This window comes from Andreprevotia chitinilytica DSM 18519, from assembly GCF_000711875.1.
Taxonomy (GTDB): Bacteria; Pseudomonadota; Gammaproteobacteria; order Burkholderiales; family Chitinibacteraceae; genus Andreprevotia; species Andreprevotia chitinilytica.
Map to the genome: position 1 here is coordinate 80,114 of NZ_JONM01000002.1, position 19,512 is coordinate 99,625.

The 19,512-nt window shown below is 60.4% G+C and carries 19 protein-coding genes; 6 read left to right on the top strand and 13 right to left on the bottom strand.

Going from position 1 to position 19,512, the window contains the following annotated elements; genetic code table 11:
• Positions 1-129: 129 nt before the first annotated feature.
• The 5 genes from BR41_RS03110 to BR41_RS03130 all read right to left on the bottom strand — a co-directional run bounded on the left by BR41_RS03110 (position 130) and on the right by BR41_RS03130 (position 5,611).
• Entirely contained in the window at positions 130-582 is a 453-nt protein-coding gene (locus BR41_RS03110) for a hypothetical protein (RefSeq protein WP_035052781.1), read from the bottom strand.
• Positions 583-1,321: 739 nt separating this feature from the next.
• Complete coding sequence (locus BR41_RS03115; RefSeq protein WP_156970531.1) at positions 1,322-2,029, bottom strand: TonB family protein; 708 nt, start codon at positions 2,027-2,029, stop codon at positions 1,322-1,324.
• A 17-nt stretch (positions 2,030-2,046) separates the two neighbouring features.
• On the bottom strand, positions 2,047-2,445 hold the full coding sequence (locus BR41_RS03120; RefSeq protein WP_035052783.1) for an ExbD/TolR family protein: 399 nt from the start codon (positions 2,443-2,445) through the stop codon (positions 2,047-2,049).
• A 16-nt stretch (positions 2,446-2,461) separates the two neighbouring features.
• On the bottom strand, positions 2,462-3,133 hold the full coding sequence (locus BR41_RS03125; RefSeq protein WP_035052785.1) for a MotA/TolQ/ExbB proton channel family protein: 672 nt from the start codon (positions 3,131-3,133) through the stop codon (positions 2,462-2,464).
• 189 nt (positions 3,134-3,322) lie between these two features.
• Entirely contained in the window at positions 3,323-5,611 is a 2,289-nt protein-coding gene (locus BR41_RS03130; protein WP_084186812.1) for a TonB-dependent receptor, read from the bottom strand.
• Between the two features lie 481 nt (positions 5,612-6,092).
• Between BR41_RS03130 and BR41_RS03135 the strand changes: the two genes are divergently transcribed.
• Positions 6,093-6,773, top strand: a complete 681-nt coding sequence (locus tag BR41_RS03135) for an acid phosphatase (RefSeq protein ID WP_051709957.1) — start codon at positions 6,093-6,095, stop codon at positions 6,771-6,773.
• A 305-nt stretch (positions 6,774-7,078) separates the two neighbouring features.
• Here the strand turns inward: BR41_RS03135 and BR41_RS03140 are convergent, their stop codons facing one another.
• From BR41_RS03140 to BR41_RS03155, 4 genes are all read right to left on the bottom strand, one after another.
• Positions 7,079-7,894, bottom strand: coding sequence for a siderophore-interacting protein (locus BR41_RS03140; protein ID WP_035052789.1), 816 nt, complete (start codon positions 7,892-7,894; stop codon positions 7,079-7,081).
• A gap of 234 nt (positions 7,895-8,128) precedes the next feature.
• Positions 8,129-8,815 carry a PadR family transcriptional regulator gene (locus BR41_RS03145; protein ID WP_084186813.1) on the bottom strand — a complete coding sequence of 229 codons (687 nt, stop codon included), beginning with the start codon at positions 8,813-8,815 and terminating at the stop codon, positions 8,129-8,131.
• 306 nt (positions 8,816-9,121) lie between these two features.
• Complete coding sequence (locus BR41_RS03150; protein ID WP_035052793.1) at positions 9,122-9,493, bottom strand: nucleotide pyrophosphohydrolase; 372 nt, start codon at positions 9,491-9,493, stop codon at positions 9,122-9,124.
• Between the two features lie 11 nt (positions 9,494-9,504).
• Positions 9,505-10,233, bottom strand: coding sequence for a peptidylprolyl isomerase (locus tag BR41_RS03155; RefSeq protein ID WP_035052795.1), 729 nt, complete (start codon positions 10,231-10,233; stop codon positions 9,505-9,507).
• Positions 10,234-10,457: 224 nt separating this feature from the next.
• Here BR41_RS03155 and BR41_RS03160 point away from each other — a divergent pair, with 224 nt between their 5' ends.
• The 3 genes from BR41_RS03160 (at position 10,458) to BR41_RS03170 (ending at position 13,164) form a co-directional block, all read left to right on the top strand.
• The gene (locus BR41_RS03160) at positions 10,458-11,021 is read left to right on the top strand and encodes a TetR/AcrR family transcriptional regulator (protein ID WP_035053597.1); all 564 of its coding nucleotides are present in this window, start codon (positions 10,458-10,460) and stop codon (positions 11,019-11,021) included.
• 116 nt (positions 11,022-11,137) lie between these two features.
• The gene (locus tag BR41_RS03165) at positions 11,138-12,271 is read left to right on the top strand and encodes a thiolase family protein (protein ID WP_035052797.1); all 1,134 of its coding nucleotides are present in this window, start codon (positions 11,138-11,140) and stop codon (positions 12,269-12,271) included.
• A 23-nt stretch (positions 12,272-12,294) separates the two neighbouring features.
• Complete coding sequence (locus BR41_RS03170) at positions 12,295-13,164, top strand: alpha/beta fold hydrolase (protein ID WP_035053599.1); 870 nt, start codon at positions 12,295-12,297, stop codon at positions 13,162-13,164.
• A 210-nt stretch (positions 13,165-13,374) separates the two neighbouring features.
• Here BR41_RS03170 and BR41_RS03175 read toward each other — a convergent pair whose 3' ends face one another.
• Positions 13,375-13,824: a MarR family winged helix-turn-helix transcriptional regulator gene (locus BR41_RS03175; protein WP_035053602.1), complete on the bottom strand. Its 450-nt coding sequence runs from the start codon at positions 13,822-13,824 to the stop codon at positions 13,375-13,377.
• A gap of 119 nt (positions 13,825-13,943) precedes the next feature.
• On the bottom strand, positions 13,944-14,366 hold the full coding sequence (locus BR41_RS03180; RefSeq protein ID WP_035052799.1) for an organic hydroperoxide resistance protein: 423 nt from the start codon (positions 14,364-14,366) through the stop codon (positions 13,944-13,946).
• 246 nt (positions 14,367-14,612) lie between these two features.
• Between BR41_RS03180 and BR41_RS03185 the strand changes: the two genes are divergently transcribed.
• Positions 14,613-15,383: a substrate-binding periplasmic protein gene (locus tag BR41_RS03185; protein WP_035052802.1), complete on the top strand. Its 771-nt coding sequence runs from the start codon at positions 14,613-14,615 to the stop codon at positions 15,381-15,383.
• A gap of 637 nt (positions 15,384-16,020) precedes the next feature.
• Complete coding sequence (locus tag BR41_RS03190; protein WP_035052804.1) at positions 16,021-17,037, top strand: helix-turn-helix transcriptional regulator; 1,017 nt, start codon at positions 16,021-16,023, stop codon at positions 17,035-17,037.
• 11 nt (positions 17,038-17,048) lie between these two features.
• Here BR41_RS03190 and BR41_RS03195 read toward each other — a convergent pair whose 3' ends face one another.
• Positions 17,049-17,798, bottom strand: coding sequence for a substrate-binding periplasmic protein (locus tag BR41_RS03195; protein ID WP_051709960.1), 750 nt, complete (start codon positions 17,796-17,798; stop codon positions 17,049-17,051).
• 232 nt (positions 17,799-18,030) lie between these two features.
• The gene (locus BR41_RS03200) at positions 18,031-19,194 is read right to left on the bottom strand and encodes a GGDEF domain-containing protein (RefSeq protein ID WP_035052806.1); all 1,164 of its coding nucleotides are present in this window, start codon (positions 19,192-19,194) and stop codon (positions 18,031-18,033) included.
• Positions 19,195-19,512: the final 318 nt, after the last annotated feature.

Genomic DNA, 19,512 nt, shown 5'->3' on the forward strand with positions numbered 1-19,512 from the left:
GCAAGGCGACACACCTTGTTCAAAAACCGGATACGGGCGTGCAAAAGCCGCACGGCGAACAGAACGTCCTGTTCGCCGTGCGGCTATCTGGCTTTCTCCCGTCAATCGGGAGGAGGGAGCGTCGGCCGTTTACTGGCCCGCCAACACCGTCTCGATCACATGCTTGACCGCGTGTTGCGCTTCTTCGATGTGCTTGACCGCACGCTTCTGCAGGCCACGGGTATTGGCCTGGTCTTCTTCGTGCGACGCGTCCTGGCGGGCCTTCTCGAGCAGTTCCAGCGCTTTGTGGAAGCGGTCGGTGCGCTTCAGGTTGGCATCGACCGGCTTGTGATCATGGATGTCCTTGCCGTCATCGATGGCGGCTTTCTTGATCTCGCCGATGGCGGCGTCGATTTCGCGAATAGCATGTTCTTCGGCGTGGTCGACCTTGTCGCTGCTCAGGTGTTCAAGGTGGGCACGCGCATCGCGCAGATCGGTCAGCGCGTGCAGGTAGTAGGGATGATCGCCGGGGGTATCTGCGTGGGCGGCAAAACTGGCGAGCAGGGCGGCGGCGGGGAGCAGCGTGCGCAGGAAGCGATTCATTGTTCAATTCTCCAGAAGTGTTGTTCGTTGAGTGACGGCGAGTGTCGCCGCTGGAGGTAAAAACGGTGCGGGCCTGCAGACCGTTTACGGCGGAGGGCTGGTAGGAGGTTACGGAACGTTGTGCGAGGTAAGCGCGTGTCTTGGCACTTGTTTAACGATTTTTAGCTATGCGCCTGCGGCGCGGGTAAAGGCGTTACAGCGGGAGTTCGTCCCGCATGCCGACTCACTTTCTTTGTCTCGCCAAAGAAAGTAAGCCAAGAAAGGCGACCCCCGCTTGGCGGTCCTCCGGACTACCCTCAGTCGGTCGCGAGCCTAAGGTCTCGCTCCACTCCTTTGGCGCTGAGCGTAAGGGGGAGAAAACCGCCAATGCCATCATTTCTGCCTTGTTCAATCGAATTGCTGTTTGGACAGTCGATAAAGACCGTCACCGATAATTCACCTATCCACTCCTATGGTTAACCAACTGCCCAACATCAAACTATTCAAATCACACCGCAATGGTGGCACGAGTGCCTTTCCTCCCCTTTCGCTAAGCGCCGAGGGAGTGGAGCGAGACCTTAGGCTCGCGACCGACTGAGGGTAGTCCGGAGGACCGTAAGGCGCAGGGTCGCCTTTGGGGTGGAGGGGGCTTTGGCGAGACAAAGTCCCTTCCCCGGCCGCGGGACGGACTCCCGCTGTAACGCTTTTAACACCGCGCCACAGGCGCATAGCTAAAAGATCGTGAACAAGACTTTACAGGTCAGTTCAAGCGGAAATGCACCGTCACCACATACGCATGCTCACGCCCCTGCAGCTCGGCCGGAGGCGGCGGCATGGTCGCGGCGGTGACGGCGGCGATGGCGGCGCGATCCATGGCTCCGACGCCGCTACTGCGCGAAATGCGTACATCCCGCACCGCGCCGTCCTGGTACATGAACGCGACTTCGGCTTGCCCCGCCAAGCCAAGCTGGCGTAGCGATGCCGGATAGATCACCGCCGCCTGCACGGCCGCACGCAATTTGCCGATGAAGATGTCGCTCGGGCTCGGCCCTTTGCTGCTGGACGAGGGAGGTGGCGGTGGGGGCGGTGCTGGCTCGGCCGGGGTGCTGGTGGCCGCCTTGTTCTCCAGCGGGTCAGTCGCGGCCGGTGCGGGTTCGCTATGCGTTGGCGCTGCTGCTGCCGCAGCAGGCCTCGGCTTCGCTTGCGGCGGGTGCGGTGCTGGTTTGGGCGGCTGCACCTTGGGGGCCGGTGGCTTGGGCGCGGCAGGCGCTTCCGGCTTCGGCTCCGGCGGGGCTTCGGCGGTGACCAGGCTGATGACCTGGGCCGGTTTCTCGCCCGTGGTTTGCAGGTGCTGGGTCAGCACCAGACCGGCGATGATCACCAACCCGATCTCCGCCGCCAGCGCCGCCGACATGGCTTTGAACGGCGGGCGGGTTTGGAAGGGATTGCTCTGTGTGGGGGCGGACATGGGAAGGGCGAGCGTCGTCATTGCTGTCCGGCATCCCGTGCGGCGATGCCGATCTGGCCCACGCCGGCCTTGCGGCAGGCGTCCATCAGGCTGGTGAGCTGCTGTACGTTGGCGTCTTTCTCGCTGGCGATGGTGACGACGGTATTGGCCGGGTCATTCTTGCGCAGCTGGGCGGTGAAGGCATCCAGCGTCAGCTTCTGGTGCTGGGTCTCGATCGAGCCATCCTTGTACAGCGTGACCACCACCTTGGGGTGGGGCAGGCTTTGCGCGGTGGAGCTGCCCGGCAGCTTGCCGGGCAGGCCGCTTGCCGGAATCATTTTCAGCGCGGCCATGATGAAGAACACCAACAGGAAAAACATGATGTCGATCATCGGCACGACTTCGATGCGGGCTTTGCGGGTTTCGAAATAACGCATTGCTGTTCTTCCCGGCTTAGGCGACGACGAGGTTTTTGTGCACCGCGTTGCCGTTCGGCTCCACCACGGTCAGCGTGGCCGGATGGCGGTTGAGCAGCAGGCGCTTGAGCGTTTCCAGCTGGTGCACGCTCTGGCGCACGGCGTCGTTCATGCCGTTGAAGAACCACAGGTGGCTCATGGCGATGAACAGGCCGCAGGCAGTGGCGATCAGTGCTTCGGCCACGCCGGAGGTCACTTGCGTGGCATCGCCGCCGCTTTTGCCCAGCACGTCGAAGGCGTTGAACATGCCGACGATGGTGCCGAACAGGCCCAGCAGCGGGGCGACGGTGATGACGGTATCGAGCAGCCACAGACTGCGGTCGATGTGCGGCACTTCCAGATAGATGCTTTCTTCCAGCCGCTCTTCGAGCTTGTCGTGGTTCGGCGTGCGGAACTGCGCGGCATAGGCTTCGATCAGCCGGGCATGCGGCAAGCCTTCTGCAGCTTGTTGCAGGGCATCCAGATCATTGTGGCCGACCACACGCAGCTCGTTGACGAGGGTGATGACCTTGGCGCCTTTGCGCACGATGCGGCGGATGCGCAGACCGCGGTCGATGATGACCGTCAGGCCGACGAACAGCAGCAGGGCCATGAGATAAAGCGTGCCGCCAGAGGAGCGGGCGAGGTCGTTGATGTGGGTGAGATCCATGGTGAATTCCGGGTATGGGTTGAAGCGTTCGCTGGTCCCCTCGCCCTCGCGTGCAAGGCTTTAGCCTTGCCCAGCTATTAGTGGGAGAGGGTTAGGGAGAGGGTGCTTGAAAAGGAAGTTGCACTTTGCACGACCCTCTCCCCCGGCCCCTCTCCCACAAGTGTGAGAGGGGAGCAAGGCAGTGGTTTTTTAGATATCCGCGCGCAAGCTCAGGAAGTAGCTGCGCTCCGGCACGAAGTAGTACAGGAACTGGTTCGGATCCTTGCCACCGCTGGTGTCGTTGGCGGCCGGGCCGTTGTTGTCGGTGATGGCGTGGGTGTTGAACAGGTTGTTGATGGTGAAGCTGATGCGCACGTTCTTGGTGTGCGGCAACAGGTTGCTGAACTCACGCGACAACGAGAAATCGCTGACGCTGTACGAGCCGACGCGATAGATATCGCCATCCGCCTCGCCGTTCTTGCCTTGGTACATCGAGCCGACGAACTTGGTGATCAGGCCGGCTTTCCACTGGCTCATCGCGTAGTTCAGGCCCAGCGCCGCCGTGTATTGCGGCACGCCGGAGATCGTCTGGCCGGACTTCCAGCCCTGGCCGGCCGAAGCCAGACCGTCTTCCTTGAACACGGCCTTGTTCAGCGAGCCGTTGGCATAGATCGAGAAGCCGTAGCCCACCAGCACGTTGCCTTCCGCTTCGATACCGGAGTAACGCACGCCGCCGGCATTGAAGTAGGTTGCATTGGCACCGCCGCCACTCTTGGCGATGTAGTTGGTGAAATCGACCAGGTAGACGTCGGCATTCAGCGTGAAGCTGTCGGCCTTGTACACGGTGCCGAGCTGGTAGGCCGTCGAGGTTTGCGGCTCCACCGAGTTGTTGGCGAGCGCATTGCCCGAGTACAGCGTATTCAGGTTCGGTGCGAGCACGCCCTTGCCGACTTGGGCGTAGCCGGTCCACAGCGGGGTGAACTGGTAGTGCACGTCCAGGCTCGGCAGGAAGCTGTTCCAGGTCTTGCTCACGTTGCCACCGGTGCCGGCCAGATTGTTCTGATTGATGTTGGCGTTGAGCGTGCGCTGGAAGTTCTGATAACGCAGGCCCGGCGTGACGGTGAGGGTGTCGGTCGCCTTCCATTCGAATTCGCCGAACACCTGCCGGTTGTCGACGTAATCCACCATGTCGTAATAGGTGTTGCCGTAGGTGGCGTTTTGCTTGTACGGCGTGTTGGTCGTGAAATCGACGGCGTAGCGGTTGCGCTTGTTGAAGGTGTGCTCGACCCACAGGCCGGTGCGCAAGGTGCCGTAATGGCTGGTGTTCTCGATCTGGAACACGTCGCCGGTGGTGCGGTATTCGTTCAGCTTGAGCGCGCCGGCGATGTCGGTGCCGGCTTGACCGGGGGCGAATGGCGTGGCGGCCTTGACAGCGGACAGCGGCGACGAGGTCACATCCCCGTTCAGCTCGTGGCTCATGTTGTAGTAGTAATAGGTGTACAGCTTGTTGCTGACGTTCCAGCCGTTGTTGAAGTCGTGCTTCAGATCGAGGTAGCCGAAGTCGGTGTGCTTGTCCTGATAGTCATAACCCCAGTAGTTCGGGCTGGTCGGGTCGTTATTCAGACCGTAGTTGTAGCCGTATTGCGCCACCTGGTTCAGCGTCGCGCCGGACGGATTGTTGAAATGGATCTTGTCCACCGTGTAGAGCGCGGTCAGCGTGGTGTTTTCATCCAGCGGCAGCTGATCCTTGATGAAGGCGTTCTTGTTGCGCAGGCCACCATTGGTGAGCGCGCCATCCGAGCGCAGCGATTCGACATTGATGAACAGATTGTTGTCGAGCAGGCCCGGCGTGATGCCGGAGTTGTAGCCAATGCCGTACAGCTGGGTATCGTGCGAGCCGACGGTGAGGTAGGGGCGCAGGTTGGATTGCGCATCCAGCGTTGGCGAATACAGATTGATCGAGCCGCCGAAGGTGGCATAACCGATGGTGCTGGCAGAGCCCGGGCTGCGGTCGATGTTCACGCTGCCGATGGTTGCCGCCGGGAAGTAAGACGTGGTGTGGTGGCTGAAATCGTTGGTATCGCCAAACGGCACGCCGTCATAAGTGACGTTGAACTGGCCATCCGGGAAGCCGCGCAGGGTCTGGCCCTTGGCTTCCGACATGCCCACGCCGTTGGGGGACGAGCTGGTGTAGCTCGGTGCCAGTCGGATCAGCGCGCCGTAATCGGCGTAGGGCAGCACTTGATTGTCGATGTAGTCGCCGCTGATCAAGGTTTGTGGCGAACGAGCTTCCAGCGGCGCCTGGGTCAGCGCTGCACCAGCAGCCGGCGTGACTGCCTTGCGCTTGGTGGTTGCGGCTGTACCACCGCCGGTGCCGCCTTCCGCAGAGACGCTGCCGATGTCGGTCGGAGCGTCCGCCGCATAGGCCGACATGACCGAGCAAGCGATAACGGACAAGACAAAACGGTGCATTGATTTGTGGTGACCACGCGATTTCATGACAAACACTCCCCTTGAGCCGATTGCAAGGCAATTGGCCGATATTTAATTAGCGATATGTAGTAGAGATAAAACGGGAAGAACCGACTGCTGATGCTGGAAAATCAAAACGCGGAGTATGGGGCGGGTTTATTACGAAACATTGACGGAAACATTTCGGTTTGAATTCGTTTTGTAATGAGTGATTGTGCTGCTGAAATTGCCGTGTTTTAAATGGAAAACATAAGTCATCTAGACGTATGGATAACAAATGCCATTGTATGTAAAGATATGTAATTGAATTGGCTGATTGCTGCTTATGTATTTAAGCGTTTTCTAATTGTTTGAATTGGCGTGAAATTGGACAAATTGCTGGCCTGTCACGAATGGGTCATGAATCAGTCATGAATGGCGCGTAAGGTCTGCCGCTTTATCGGACAGACAGACTAGGCAATCAATCATGCGGCAATGGTTTGGGGATCGACGGTTTCAATCTTTGACAATGCTGCTGGTGTTGGCCTTGTTGTCCCCGGCCTGGGCGGCCGACAGCACTTATCTGGGCAGCAACAAGCTCGACATCGCTACATTGATCGCACCGCCGCCGGCATTAAACTCCCCGGCCGGCCTCAAGGATTTGCAGTTGGTGCTCGATGCCCAGAAAACACGCACTGCTGCGCAATTGGCCGTGGCGGATGCCGACACGCACAAAAGCGTGTTCCGCTTTGCCGATGTGCTGGGCGAATCATTCAATGCGGAGAAACTGACGGTCACTGCGGCTTTCTTCGAGCGGCTGGCGCATGAAGGCGCCGGGCCGATGAAGGCCGCCAAGCAATACTGGATGCGTCCGCGCCCTTATAACAGCAGCCCGGAAGTGCACCCCGGCATCGTCACCGAAGGGACATCACCCAGCTATCCGAGCGGCCACGCGACCTTTGCTTATCTGACTGCGGTGGTATTGGCGAATATCGTTCCGGAAAAGCGGACTGAGATCTTTGCCCGCGCCGATGTCTTTGCCCAAGGCCGGGTCATTGGCGGCGTGCATTACCCAAGCGATATCGAGGCCGGTAAATTGACCGGTACGATTGTCGCCGCGGCCATGCTGGAAAACGCTGCGTTCCGCGCTGATTTGGCGCGTGCCACGATTGAAACGCGGAAAGCGCTGGGATTGCCGGTGCTTAAATAAAGCCTTGGGGTTGGTTGAAGAATGTTTCTGGCTGTTTTTACAATTGATTGGCGGATGGTTTGCAATTGCAGCCAATTGACTGGTTGTCATTGATGGCTATCGAAGAGGCCCATTCAATACAGTCAGAATGCATGTCAAATCTTTGATCAATCTGTAGGAGCGAGCTTGCTCGCGATGGCGACGTTGAATATGGCACCATTGCCATCGCGAGCAAGCTCGCTCCTACATTGGGTTCCAGCAATAGGAACGCTCACTGTAGCCCGGACGCTTCGCGGCCGGGGTGACGCCGCTTCATCGTCAGCCACTCAATCATCCAGATTCTCATGACTGGCAATCGCGCCGCGCTTCCAATAGCTCGCCGCCCGGATGCGGGATTTATCGATGCCGCGCTCGCCCACCAGATGCTTGCGTACCGACTGGATGGCCGCCAGTTCGCCTGCCGCCCACACATAGCCTTCGCCAACAGGTAACGAGAGCTGGCGTACCGCTTCGGTCAAGTTTAGGCCGGCGGTATCGGCCGGATCACGGTGCAGCCACTGCACGGTCAGGTGGGCGGCGGAGTGCAAGGGAATCTGCGCCGTTTCATCGGCGACTTCCAGCACGACCAAGGCGTTTGCCTCCGCGGGAAGTTCTTCCAGGCGGCGCGCGATGGCGGGCAGGGCGCTGTCATCACCGATCAGCAGATGCCAGTGGAAACCCGTCGGGATGACGAAGGAACCACGTGGCCCGCCGATGCCGAGCTGTTGGCCTGGTTTGGCTTGCGCGGCCCAGGTAGTGGCCGGGCCTTCGCCATGCAGCACGAATTCGATATCCAGCTCGCCGCTGGCCGGGTCGAACCGGCGTGGCGTGTAGTCCCGCGCGATCGGCCGGGCTGCGCCTTCGACGAAGGTCGGGCCGTTCGGGCCGAGTTCCGGCATGCGCGGCGCGACTTCACCCGGTGCCGGAAAGAACACCTTGATGTGATCGTCGAATGAGGCGGATACGAAATCAGCCAGATCGTCGCCGGTAAAGGTGATGCGGACCAGATGCGGGCTGAGTTGTTGCACGCGGCGCACCTGCAAGTGCCGCAGTTTGAGGGTATGCCGCACGCGTTGCACGGCGAGGGAGTTATTAGTGGTCATTGAGCGGCTCTCAGGTGAGTGTGTTTAGCGGCCGGGCGATTAACAGGCTGTTCAAAGTTTTTTCGGCAACGGCTTGCATTGCCATTCCCCCCTTTTTGAAGGGGGGCTAGGGGGATTTCTGCGACATCTCAATATCCACTAGCGTCGAAATCCCCCTCAATCCCCCTTCAAAAAGGGGGAAGTAACACCCCGCCGCGCTTCAAGTTGGCTGTTTGCGAGATTTTGAACAGGCTCTTACACGTCGGACCCGGTCGGCGCTTTCGGGCCGGCTTCGATCTCTGCCGTGGCACGGGCGAGGATGGCGGCGATCCGGCGTTGTTCGTCGGCTGTTGCGTCGGTACGCATCACCAGCGCGTATTTCAATGCCCGGCGCGCTTGCATCAGTTCGGGCACCCAAGCGCCGGTGTCATCGCTGGCCTCGGCCGGCTCGCCCGAAAACGCCCGGCGTACCGAATCCATCTTGCGGCCGATGTGGGTGAGCTTGGCGAGCATCAGGTCTACTTGCTCGCGATGCGCCGCCAGATGCGTGCGGCCCTGCTCGGCCAGGGAGTAGCACTTGCGGTTGCCGGTTACTTCGACCGTGGCGTGGCCGACTTCTTCCAGATAGGTGAGCGCCGGGTAAACCATGCCGGGGCTGGGGCTGTAGAAGCCGTTGGAGCGGACTTCCAGCGCCTTGATCAGCTCGTAGCCGTGGCGGGGTTGTTCTTCCAGCAGCGCCAGCAACAGCAGTTGCAAATCATCCGAGCTGACCTTGCGGCTACGCGGCATGCCGCCGCCTTCGCCGTCGAAACCACCGGGGCCGCCGAAGAACCCGCCGCCGCCATGCCGATGGTGATGCCGGCCCATTGCATGCCGCCGCAGCGGCGCCGTCAGATGATCAATAAGATGCTGATAGAAATGACCTTTTTCATGGCAATGCATGGTGTACACCTCTCACTGTTGTCTTAAAACAGATCTAAAAACATGTCTTAAGATATATTTGAGCGAAGGGATGGTCAAGACCGTTGATCGGGATTGGTGGGGTTGGTGTGCCAAAGCGGTAGCCCGGACACCTCGGGGAGCAGTGAACAGTGCCACCCCGGCCGGCAAGCCGTCCGGGCTACAAGGGGACGAATTCGCGCGGCAGCGCTGGCGGCAGATAAAGCAAAGGGGCGCATCGCTGCGCCCCTTGCCATTGCCGTACCGAAGATGCGTTGCTGCTACTGCGCCTGCATCAGCGCGAGCCCATCAAAGCTCGTCATACTTGCGCGAGCTACCGCGTGATTGTTCGACCGGATATTTCTGCGCATTGAGCGCCAGCTTGCGCTCGACCACGGCAGATAAATCCAGCCCGGTCACGTCGGCCAGCCGCAGCAGATAGAGCAGTACATCCGATACTTCCTCGCCCAGCCGCTCGGCAAAGGCGGGATCGGCGGGCGCGCTGCGGGCTTGATCATCCGACAGCCACTGGAACAGCTCCAGCAGCTCCGAAGCCTCTACCGATAAGGCGCAGGCGAGGTTCTTCGGGCTGTGGAACTGATCCCAGTCCCGCTCGGCGGAGAAAGCGCGCAACCGGGCCTGCAACTCTGTCAGATCGAGCGAGGGGGTGCGTGCATTCATCGCGCTGGTCCTTAGTGGGCGCTCATCGTGTAGCCATCGATCTTGGCGGTGGCGACGACTTTTTGCAGGTATTCATTCATGGCACGACGCATGCCCATTTCGCCCAGGTATTGCGCCAGACGTTCTTGCACTTCTTCGAAGGCCACGGCGCTACCGCCTTGCTTCTTGCCGACCTTGATGATGTGCAGGCCGAACTGGGTTTCGACCAGTTCCGGGTAGAGGGCGTTTTCTGGCGAATTGAAAACGGCGGCATCGAATTCCGGCACCATCTGGCCGCGACCGAACGAACCCAGGTCGCCACCTTGCTTACCGGACGGGCAGCCCGAGTGTTCCTTGGCGTAGGCGGTGAACTTGAACGGCTCGGCCTTCAGTTCGTTCAGGATGCCTTCGGCTTTGGCGCGCAGCAGGCCAGCCGGTACGGAAGGATCGCTGCTGAACAGGATATGGCTGGCTTCGGCTTCTTCACCACGCACGAAGCTTTGCGGATTGGCTTCGTAGAAGGCGCGGCATTCGGCTTCGGTGACTTCCGGCGCTTCAACGCTGGATTGCAGCAGGTTGTCGATGCGCTGGTCTTCATCTGCACCTTCCACGCCTTGGGCTTCGGCGGTTTGCAGCAGCACCTGGCGCAGGATCAGGGTTTCGGTCGCGGCGGCGCGCGGGTCGGCCGTCTGGCCGAATTGCGGTTCAGCGGCGGTAATGGCTGCGTCGGTGATTTCGACGCCGTTTACGGTAATGGTCATCAGGGTCTCCGGGAAAACGCGACAGGATACTGGAAATGGCCGAGTCGGACTTGCGCGGGACGACGGGAGGATTGCCGGAGGGGATGGGGTTGGTGAATTTCGGCGGTGACGTGGGCAAGTGTCGCCGGCTTTAACTTCCCCCTTTATAAAAGGGGGGGATGGGCATCGATCCTTGCCAATATCCCTCCCTTCATGCAATCTACCTACTGGTAGGGAGATCAATGATGTTGAAAGAAACCGAATCAAGCACTCGCGAGCAGATCGTCCGCGTCGCGATGGATCTGATCCAGACCCGCTCATACCTGGGCTTCAGCTTTCAGGACATCGCGGATCGGGTCGGCATTCGCAAAGCCAGCCTGTATCACCATTTCGCGTCCAAGGAATCGCTGGGGGTCGAGGTGCTGCAGACGGCGATGCAAGGCTTCAACGACTGGACAGCGACCACGCCCAAGTCACCGCAGAAAAAGCTGGATGCCTATTTCAGCCTGTACCGGAAAGAGCTGCGCGCCGGGCAGGCGGTCTGTCCGGCGGGGGCGTTCGCACCGGGCTGGGATTGTGCCAACGATGATTTGCGCGCTGCCGCATCCGAATTGCGCAATACGCAGATTCAGTGGCTGACCGAGGTGCTTGGCGGCATGGATTTGAAACAGCCGGCCGGATCGCTCGATCAGCTGGCGGTCTTTGTGTTCGCGGTTTGCCAAGGGGCGCTGACCTCGGCGCGCATGACAGAAAACGTCGCGGAGTTCGACATCACCATCGCGCAGCTGAAAACGCTGTTGGCACGTTAAGCAGCGGTCATCCAGGCACGTTACGACGTGCTTGTTTTTCGATCTCATTGCCTACCGATTGGATGGTAGGTTTTAACCACGCACGCCAACCAGCGGGCACACACGAGAGGTCAGTCATGAAAGCCGTCATATCGGGCTATGCCCGCTCCCCGTTCCACTTTGCCAAGAAAGGCGCGCTGGCCGCAGTGCGCCCCGATACGCTGGCCGCGCAGGTGGTGGTCGGTCTGCTGCAACGCACCGGGCTTGATCCGGCGTTGCTGGAAGACATCATTCTCGGCTGCGCCTACCCCGAGGCATCGCAGGGCAACAATCTCGCCCGCATCATTGGCCTGATGGCGGGCCTGCCGCTGCAGGTGGGCGGTATGACCATCAACCGTTTTTGCGGCTCGTCCATGTCTGCCATCCATATCGCGGCGGCGCAGATCGAAGCGGGCGTGGGCGATGCGTTCCTGTGTGTGGGTGTGGAGTCGATGACGATGGTGCCGCAAGGCGGCTTCAATTTTTCGCCCGAGCCGACGCTGTATGAACACTCCGATGCCTACATCTCGATGGGCCAAACGGCAGAGAACGTCGCACGGCGTTATGGCGTGACGCGGGCGGATCAGGAGCAACTGGCGGTGCAGTCGCATCAGAAAGCGGCCGCGGCGCGTGAGGGTGGGCGGCTGCGCGATGAAATCGTCCCGATCCTGCCGGTGGCCGGTGAGGCGATTACCGCCGACGGCTGCATCCGCCCCGGTACTTCGCTCGAAGCGCTGGCTGCTTTGCGCCCGGTATTCGACGAGGCAGGCGTGGTGACGGCCGGCACTTCCTCACCGCTGACTGATGGCGCCGCTGCCGTACTCGTCACCAGCGATGAGTTCGCGGCCCGGCATCAGCTGCAGCCGCTGGCCCGTATCAAGGCCATGGCCACGATCGGGTGCGATCCGGGTTTGATGGGCATCGGCCCGATTGCCGCCACGCGCAAAGCCTTGACCCGCGCCGGCCTGACCGCAGCCGATCTGGAAGTGGTCGAGATCAACGAAGCCTTTGCCTCCCAAGCATTGGCATGCATTCACGAGCTCGGGCTGGATCCGGCCACCATCAATCTGGACGGCGGCGGTTTGGCGATCGGTCATCCGCTCGGCGCAACCGGTGCCCGCATCACCGGCAAGGCCGCTGCATTGCTGGCGCGTGAGAAAGGCCGCTATGGGCTGGCGACGCAGTGCGTCGGCGGTGGCCAAGGCATCGCCACGATTCTGGAAGCCCTTTGATTGCAACCCAAGAGGAACACCGCATGACCACCAATCCAACTCCGACCAGCGCCCTTCATCTGGCGAGCATCGCGCCCAACCGCTACGTCGATTCGCCCGTGGCCCGGTTTGCCTACCGCAAATTCGGCCGCCCCGGCACCAAACCGCTGGTTTTCCTGCAGCGCTTTCGCGGCACGATGGATGACTGGGACCCCGACTTGCTCGATGCGCTGGCCGCCGAGCGCACCATCCTGCTGTTCGATAGCGCCGGCATCGGCCGCTCGACCGGGCAAACCCCGCCGACCATTCAGGGCATCGCCGAAGCTGCCGCTAGCTTTATCGAGGCGCTGGGCTTGGGCAGTGTGGACATCCTGGGCTGGTCGCTGGGCGGTACGGTCGCGCAGCAATTGGCGCTGGATCGGCCCGATCTGGTCGACAAGCTCGTCATCGCCGGTTCGGGCCCCGGCTACGTGGCCGATGCGCCGGCTGTGCCCGACAAGGTCTGGCAGGTGGCCGGCAAAGCGGTGAACGACGACGAGGATTTTCTCTACCTGTTCTTCAACGAAACCCCCGCCAGCCGTGCCGCTGGCGTGGCGCATCTGGCGCGGCTCAAACACCGGACGGATGCCTTTGAGGCCCCGGTGAAGCCGGCCTCTATCGGTGCGCAGGTTGCAGCCATTCAGGCCAGCGGTCATCCGGCAGGTTCACTATTGCCACGCTTAGGCCAGTTGAAGCTGCCAGTGCTGGTGGCCAATGGCATCAACGACGTGATGATCCCGGCGTTCAAGTCCTACGTGATGGCGCAGGCGCTGCCACAGGCGAAGTTGGTGCTATACCCCGATGCCGGGCATGGGTTCTTGTTCCAGTACGGGCAGGCGTTTGCGCGGGAGGTGTTGGTGTTTTTGGAGGGGTGAGGGGTGAGGGGGCTCACCGATTTTCTCCCCTCGCCCTCGCGTGCAAGGCTTCAGCCTTGCTCAGCTATTGGTGGGAGAGGGGCCGGGGGTGAGGGCCGCGCTGCATGCAGCGCCCGGTTCACTCCTCTCTTCCATTTTCCCTGAACAAGGCTAAAAGCCTTGCACGGGATGTGAGAGGGGAGAAGGATTGCTTGCGAGGAGACTTACTCCTCAACCTTTCTTCCGCGGATCAGCGCTCGCCAGCATCCCCAGCAACTTCTGCAGCTGATCCCGCAGCGCCGGCAATTCGCTTGCATCCATCGGCAATTGGCACAGCAACGCACCGGGCACGGCTTCGGCGCGTTCGCGTAGCGCCAACCCGGCATCGGTGAGGGTGATGTCGACGCGGCGTTCGTCGTCTTGCGCCCGTTGGCGGCGTACCAGACCTTGCTGTTCCAGGCGCTTGAGCAGCGGTGTGAGCGTGCCGCTATCTAGGTACAGCGCCCGCCCGAGTTCACCCACGGCGCGCGGCGTGGCTTCCCATAGCGCCATCATCACCAGGTATTGCGGATAGGTGAGGCCAAGCTCGTCCAGCAGCGGCCGGTACAGCCGGGTGAACAGATTGCTGGCGGCATATAGCGGAAAACACAGTTGCTGGTCGAGGCGAAGGTAATCAGTCATGGCGGGGCGGGACAGGATGGGCAACAAAGCGACCTATCAAGATAGCACGGCCCCGCAGCGCGGATAACGCGGCGGGGCCAAAGGTGCTGCGGATCGTATTGGCTTGACGGCCCGAGTGATCAGCGCACGCTGGTGGTCAGCTGCACATCGATGTTGCCGCGTGTGGCGTTCGAATACGGGCAGACCTGATGCGCGGTGGCGACCAGTGCCTCGGCGGCGGCTTGCTCGATGCCGGTAATGGTCACATCCAGCGCCACGGTCAGCGCGAAGCCGCCGTTGTCGTTCGGGCCGATGCCGACCGATGCGGCGACTTCCGTATCGCCAATGGCAACTTTCTGCAGCCGCGCCACATGCAGCACGGCATTTTCAAAGCAAGCGGCGTAACCGGCGGCGAACAGTTGCTCCGGGTTGGTCGCCACTTTGCCGCTGCCGCCGAGCTCTTTCGGCAGTGCGAGCTCAGCGGCGAACACGCCATCTTCGGTGCGGACACGACCGTTACGGCCGCCGTTGGCAATGGCTTTGGTGCGATAGAGCGTCGTCATGATGCAGGTTCCTTGATCGGGTGAGGGGGCTGTGAACACGCACTGAATCGCGTTCATGTGATCAATAATATTGTGCACAATATAAATGTGCAACACGTATTTGTGTTTTAGTTGTTCGACGTCAAAGCATCGCGAAGAAAGTCGCTGGAATCGCACCGCAACATGCCGGCCGTAAGCTTGACGTGGAACCCGGAAATGACACGGGTATAGTGAAAAAAAGACAAGAACCCACATGGAGGGGACACCATGTCAGCCTTGAAAAAATTGCTCGTCGGGCTTGCTGTTCTGAGCCTGTCTTCGGTTGTCTGGGCCGGCTGCAGCAAACCGCTTTCGGTCGTGCCGGAAGACTGGCCGCCTTACAGCTACAAGGAGGGCGCGCAATTCACCGGCCTCGATATCGAACTGATGCGCGCCATCTTCAAAGAGGCTGGGTGCTCTCTGGTGTTCGAGGAAAACATCCCGCGCCTGCGCCGCCATTACATGCACAAGGAAGGGCAGCTCGATGTGTTGTTCGCTGCTTCCGTCACCGAGGAGCGCAAGCAATTCAGCTGGTTTACCTTGCCGTATCGTGACGAAGTCACCGGCTTGTTCGCCCGGCAGGACAACGCGGCCAGCTTGAGCAAGGTCGCCAGCTTTGCCGATGTCTCCGCCGCGCGCGCCAGCGTGCTCGCCCCGAATGCCGGCTGGTATGGCGACGATTACGCCAAGAACCTCGGCAATTTGCAGGCGGCCGGGCTGATCCAGCACTTCGAGAACTTCGAGCAGGGCGTGCGCATGCTGCAGGCCAATCGGGCCGATCTGATGATGGGCGACGTCGGCGCGGTGGTGTATGCATCGGGCAAGCTCAAGCTGAATCTGGTGCAGCTCACCCTCGTGCCGAACCGCGATCCGGTGCACCTGATGCTGAGCAAGAAAAGCACCACGCAGGCGGATGTCGATGCGCTGAATGCGGCGATTACCAAGCTGGAAAAGCGCGGCGATCTGGCGAAGATTCGGGCGAAGTATGGGTTGCGGTGAGGGGGAGTAACTGCTGTTAGCTGTTCACAAAGCCTTTGAAGCCTAGTTATGCGCCTACGGCGCGGTCTAAAAGCATTACAGCGGGAATCCGTCCCGCGGCCGGGGAAGGGACTTGTCTCGGGCTGTACACTTTCTTTGGGCCCCCTCCACCCCAAAGGCGACCCTGCGCCTTACGCTCTGGCTGAACGAAGCAAAGCTTCGCACGCCACGGGCTACCCTCGGTCGGTCCGCTTTTGTGAGACCAACCCCCTAAGGTCTCGCGACACTCCCTCGGCGCTGAGCGAAAGGGGAGGAAAAGCCCGCAGTTCAACCATCGCGAGAAAAACTGCGACCGCTGTGTGCAAATGGCTGCTATTCGTAGGGCGCAATCCCCGAAGGGCATTGCGCCGCACTGGTTTCTGACGGGATTTACGCTCACCCGCAACAACCGTGAGCCACCCCTAAGTACTTCCCACTAAATCATTCGCGGTATTTGATAAGCCCCCGTCCGCCCGTAGTCTCGGTATGCGAACCGCACGCACCGGATTGGACATTCATTTGCGCCTTATTGGTGCAAAAACAGTCGACACTTCCCCGGTTATGCCTGCGTTCCATCGCATGGAGGTATTGCATGTCGATAGCGGGAATGTCTGCAGGAGTGAGTACCAAAACCGTTTCCAATGTCATCGCCCAGCTGTTTGCGCGGCGGGCGGGGGAGATCGGGCTGGATCAGGCCGGGTTTTGTGCCCGCACCGGCATTACGGCGGGCGAGCTGTTCGCGCTGGATGGCCGGATCAGCGGCGATAAGCATCTGCGCATGTTGGCGCTGGCCGAACACTTGCCGCTCCAGCTGGCGGATTTCCATCTGTCGCTGCCTGATCTGAGTCACGCCTTCCCCGATCTGGCCGCGCTATGGGCCAATTGCCGTACCCCCCGCGAGGGCATCGCGGCGTATCTCAAATACCGTTGCGTGATTGGCGAACTTGATTTTGTCCATTTCGCCCAGACCCCGGATCGGCTGCAGCTCGATTATGTAAATGAAGGGGCATGGCATCCGGTGCCGGTGAGCGCGCTGGGCAACTTCAATGTCATCCTGGCGATTGCCCGCTACCTGTCGCCGGACAGCACCGACGACGTCATCATCGATCTGCAAGGCAAACTGCCCATACCGCCGCACCTGATCGAACGCGCGCTCAATGCCCGTATCCGCTACAGCCAGGAGCGCAATCGGCTGATCTACACCTCCCGCGCACTGGATAGGCCATTCCCCCTGTTCAACGTGGTGCCCCATGACTATGTGGCGCAAAAGCTCGACGTGCGCCGCCAGCAAATCCTCGCCCACGGCCAGTTCCTGCCGCAAATCGAAACCATGCTGCACAGCTGGATGCGCGATGCCGGCCTGGATGACTCCGAGCTGGCGCTGGAACGCCTGTGCGAGCACTTTCATATTTCGCGCTGGACCCTGTCGCGGCGGCTGAAGCGGGAGAACTGTACCTTCCAATCCCTGCTGATGCGGGTGCGGGGCGAAGAGGCCCGGCGCATGCTGGCCGAAACCGATTTGCCCGTGCGCGAAATCAGCGATCAGGTCGGCTTCATTTCGCAAAGCTCGCTCTCGCGTTTCTTCCGTGAGCAATGGGGCATTTCGCCTTCGCATTACCGGGCGCAATTGCGGTAGCTGGGGAGGGGCTATTTGTAATACGACGTCACAATGGCTTTCATGTTGCCATTGCGCTTGAGCTGTTCGATGGCGGCATTCATCTTTTTGACGAAGTCGTTTTTATACGGCGGATTGTTGTTGATGCTGTAACCGATGTAGGTCTCTTCGCCGGAAAGTTCCACCGCCTCGATCAGCTTCAATTTCAGTTTTGCAGCCTCTGGGTCGGTACGCAATTTGGCGGCGGTGTAATAAGCCGCGCCGCGGTCGCTGGCATAACAGTCGATATGCTTGAGCGCGAGTTTCTTGAGGTTGGATTCATTGCCTTTGGTTTCTTCGAGCTTTACTTTGCCCGCCCGCGCCGCATCCATGAGCCGTGCGGATAATAGAAAGCCCGAGTTGATGCCAATCACCACGCCAACAAAATCCTCAGGGAAACGCGTGCGTTTGCGCTTCATCACTTCTTTGTTGCAGAACAGCACATCGGTCTCGCGATAAAGCGGCACCGAGTAAGGCGACACCCAGGTCCGTTCCGGTTTCAAACCGGGTGGAAACAGGCCAAAAATGCTGCCATTCGCCAAGCTGGCCAAGCCGCGTTTCCAGGGGAGCGGGCGCAACTCGACTTCATACCCAGGCTTTAACAACGCGGCTGCCTGTTGCAGGAAATCAACGTCGATGCCCTTGAACTGGCCGTTTTCGACATAGGAATACGGCGCATAGTTATCGTCGCCATAAAGCACGACATGCTGCGCCGCTTGGGCGGGCGCAACGCCAATGAGCATGGCCAGCACGAATGGGATGGGCAGTTTGATCCGGATTCCTCCCGCTGGTGAACAGGCGTGAATCAATCCTGCGCACCCGCCAAGTCGTTCGCAGCCGTGAAATGTCGGCCTTTTCGGCAGTATAGGTAGATCCGGTTACACCCACGATATGCGCGATTTGCCAGCGTTTCTGCATGCCATGCGCCGCCTTTGTTGCTGTCTGTGCCGTTAGCTTGGTGGGGCAGCAACGTGGCTAGGGATGGCTCGCTTGTTCGCCGGCCACCTCGACCACCCGTATCTGGTCGCGGCCGGCGTGCTTGGCATCGTAGAGCGCGCGGTCGGCGCGGGCGAGCAGGGTTTCGCCCGTTTCCCCGGCCTGATAGCTCGTCACTCCGGCGGAGAATCTGACGGGTTCCGATTCCACCGACAGCGTTGAGCGGCTGCGCAAGCGCTCCAGGCAACGGCCGGCGTCTGCCGCCGTCGTGCCGGGGAGCAGGATCACGAATTCCTCGCCGCCAATGCGTGCGACCAGCGGGATTTCGGGCTCGCTCGGCACCATACACGGGGATGCCGGCAGGATTTCGTCGGACTCGCGCAGACTCTCGCGCAACCAGTGAGAGAACTCGCGCAGCACGGTATCGCCTGCGGCATGACCGAACCGGTCGTTGATCAATTTGAAGTGATCGATGTCGATGATCGCCACCGATAACGGCAAGCGGTAACGCGTGGCCAATGCGGTCATGCGAGTTAGCGCCTCCATCGCATACCGGCGGTTGGATAACTGGGTCAGCTCATCCGTGATCGCCAAACGCTTGATCTGTTCATTGGCGGCTTCCAATGCCTTCTTGCGGTTGGAGAGTTCGCGTTTCAGCTTGCTGATGAAGCCGCCAAAGAGCGAGAACCAGACGAGCAGCAGACCATAGACCGTAAACAGGAATAGCTCATAACCGACATTGAAGTCCGCTCGCGCGCTGAGCATTTCGTAGATCAGCAGCACCGCGTAGCCGAGCATGAGCAAGGCGACGACTTTCAGGAATTGGCGGGTGTCGAGTTGGAGGATGCCAAACGTGAACCCTCCCAGAAAGAACATGAGCGGGAGCGGCCGATATTGTTCGGGCAGTGCATCAACCAGGGTCAGCCCCCACCAGGCGCTCGCGACGATTTGCTGTGAGGTGAGCGAGGGATCGGCGAAGCGTAAATTGAAGCCGGTTTTGAATGCGATCCAGAACCCGAAATTCATCAAGGCGCAGCTCGCCAGCAGCCAGATCCAGCGCTCCCATTCAAATTCACCCAGGCCCATCCGCACGAAGGCCAGCAGGATCACCAGAAAAACGGCATAGGTCGCCACTGCCATCGAGAACCGACGCATGCGAATGCGCTGGTGGCGAGCGAGCGTGGCTGCATCGGGTTGCGTCATGTTCCTTTCCGTGAACTGGCGACTACATGATTCGACTGCATGATTGATCAGTGTAGTTTGTCCCCCTTGGCGTGAACCAGCGCGTTGTCAGCAAAAAGGCCAGCCCTTTTGCAAGCGCTGGCCTTCTCCCGTCAAACCCGATGGCGTAGCGATGCCCAACATGCGAACGGTGAAATGGGTGGGCTTTATTTCATTCAATCCTCGTTCAATCCGCCCAAGCTGCTGGTCGCCGTTGAGCCGACGTAAGGTTTGAAAACGCTCGCCCGTCCCTTTGTCGCGGGTCCATAGTGAATTTGCTTGCCGGGTAAAGAGATCGCT

What these genes read in the sequence shown, in the direction of transcription:
- BR41_RS03155 (WP_035052795.1), bottom strand. Translation starts at nt 10,233, where the DNA reads ATGACCATTACCGTAAACGGCGTCGAAATCACCGACGCAGCCATTACC.
- BR41_RS03110 (WP_035052781.1), bottom strand. Translation starts at nt 582, where the DNA reads ATGAATCGCTTCCTGCGCACGCTGCTCCCCGCCGCCGCCCTGCTCGCC.
- BR41_RS03135 (WP_051709957.1), top strand. Translation starts at nt 6,093, where the DNA reads ATGCTGCTGGTGTTGGCCTTGTTGTCCCCGGCCTGGGCGGCCGACAGC.
- BR41_RS03120 (WP_035052783.1), bottom strand. Translation starts at nt 2,445, where the DNA reads ATGCGTTATTTCGAAACCCGCAAAGCCCGCATCGAAGTCGTGCCGATG.
- BR41_RS03130 (WP_084186812.1), bottom strand. Translation starts at nt 5,611, where the DNA reads ATGAAATCGCGTGGTCACCACAAATCAATGCACCGTTTTGTCTTGTCC.
- BR41_RS03185 (WP_035052802.1), top strand. Translation starts at nt 14,613, where the DNA reads ATGTCAGCCTTGAAAAAATTGCTCGTCGGGCTTGCTGTTCTGAGCCTG.
- BR41_RS03140 (WP_035052789.1), bottom strand. Translation starts at nt 7,894, where the DNA reads ATGACCACTAATAACTCCCTCGCCGTGCAACGCGTGCGGCATACCCTC.
- BR41_RS03180 (WP_035052799.1), bottom strand. Translation starts at nt 14,366, where the DNA reads ATGACGACGCTCTATCGCACCAAAGCCATTGCCAACGGCGGCCGTAAC.
- BR41_RS03165 (WP_035052797.1), top strand. Translation starts at nt 11,138, where the DNA reads ATGAAAGCCGTCATATCGGGCTATGCCCGCTCCCCGTTCCACTTTGCC.
- BR41_RS03195 (WP_051709960.1), bottom strand. Translation starts at nt 17,798, where the DNA reads ATGCTCATTGGCGTTGCGCCCGCCCAAGCGGCGCAGCATGTCGTGCTT.
- BR41_RS03145 (WP_084186813.1), bottom strand. Translation starts at nt 8,815, where the DNA reads ATGCATTGCCATGAAAAAGGTCATTTCTATCAGCATCTTATTGATCAT.
- BR41_RS03170 (WP_035053599.1), top strand. Translation starts at nt 12,295, where the DNA reads ATGACCACCAATCCAACTCCGACCAGCGCCCTTCATCTGGCGAGCATC.
- BR41_RS03200 (WP_035052806.1), bottom strand. Translation starts at nt 19,194, where the DNA reads ATGACGCAACCCGATGCAGCCACGCTCGCTCGCCACCAGCGCATTCGC.
- BR41_RS03125 (WP_035052785.1), bottom strand. Translation starts at nt 3,133, where the DNA reads ATGGATCTCACCCACATCAACGACCTCGCCCGCTCCTCTGGCGGCACG.
- BR41_RS03150 (WP_035052793.1), bottom strand. Translation starts at nt 9,493, where the DNA reads ATGAATGCACGCACCCCCTCGCTCGATCTGACAGAGTTGCAGGCCCGG.
- BR41_RS03160 (WP_035053597.1), top strand. Translation starts at nt 10,458, where the DNA reads ATGTTGAAAGAAACCGAATCAAGCACTCGCGAGCAGATCGTCCGCGTC.
- BR41_RS03175 (WP_035053602.1), bottom strand. Translation starts at nt 13,824, where the DNA reads ATGACTGATTACCTTCGCCTCGACCAGCAACTGTGTTTTCCGCTATAT.
- BR41_RS03115 (WP_156970531.1), bottom strand. Translation starts at nt 2,029, where the DNA reads ATGTCCGCCCCCACACAGAGCAATCCCTTCCAAACCCGCCCGCCGTTC.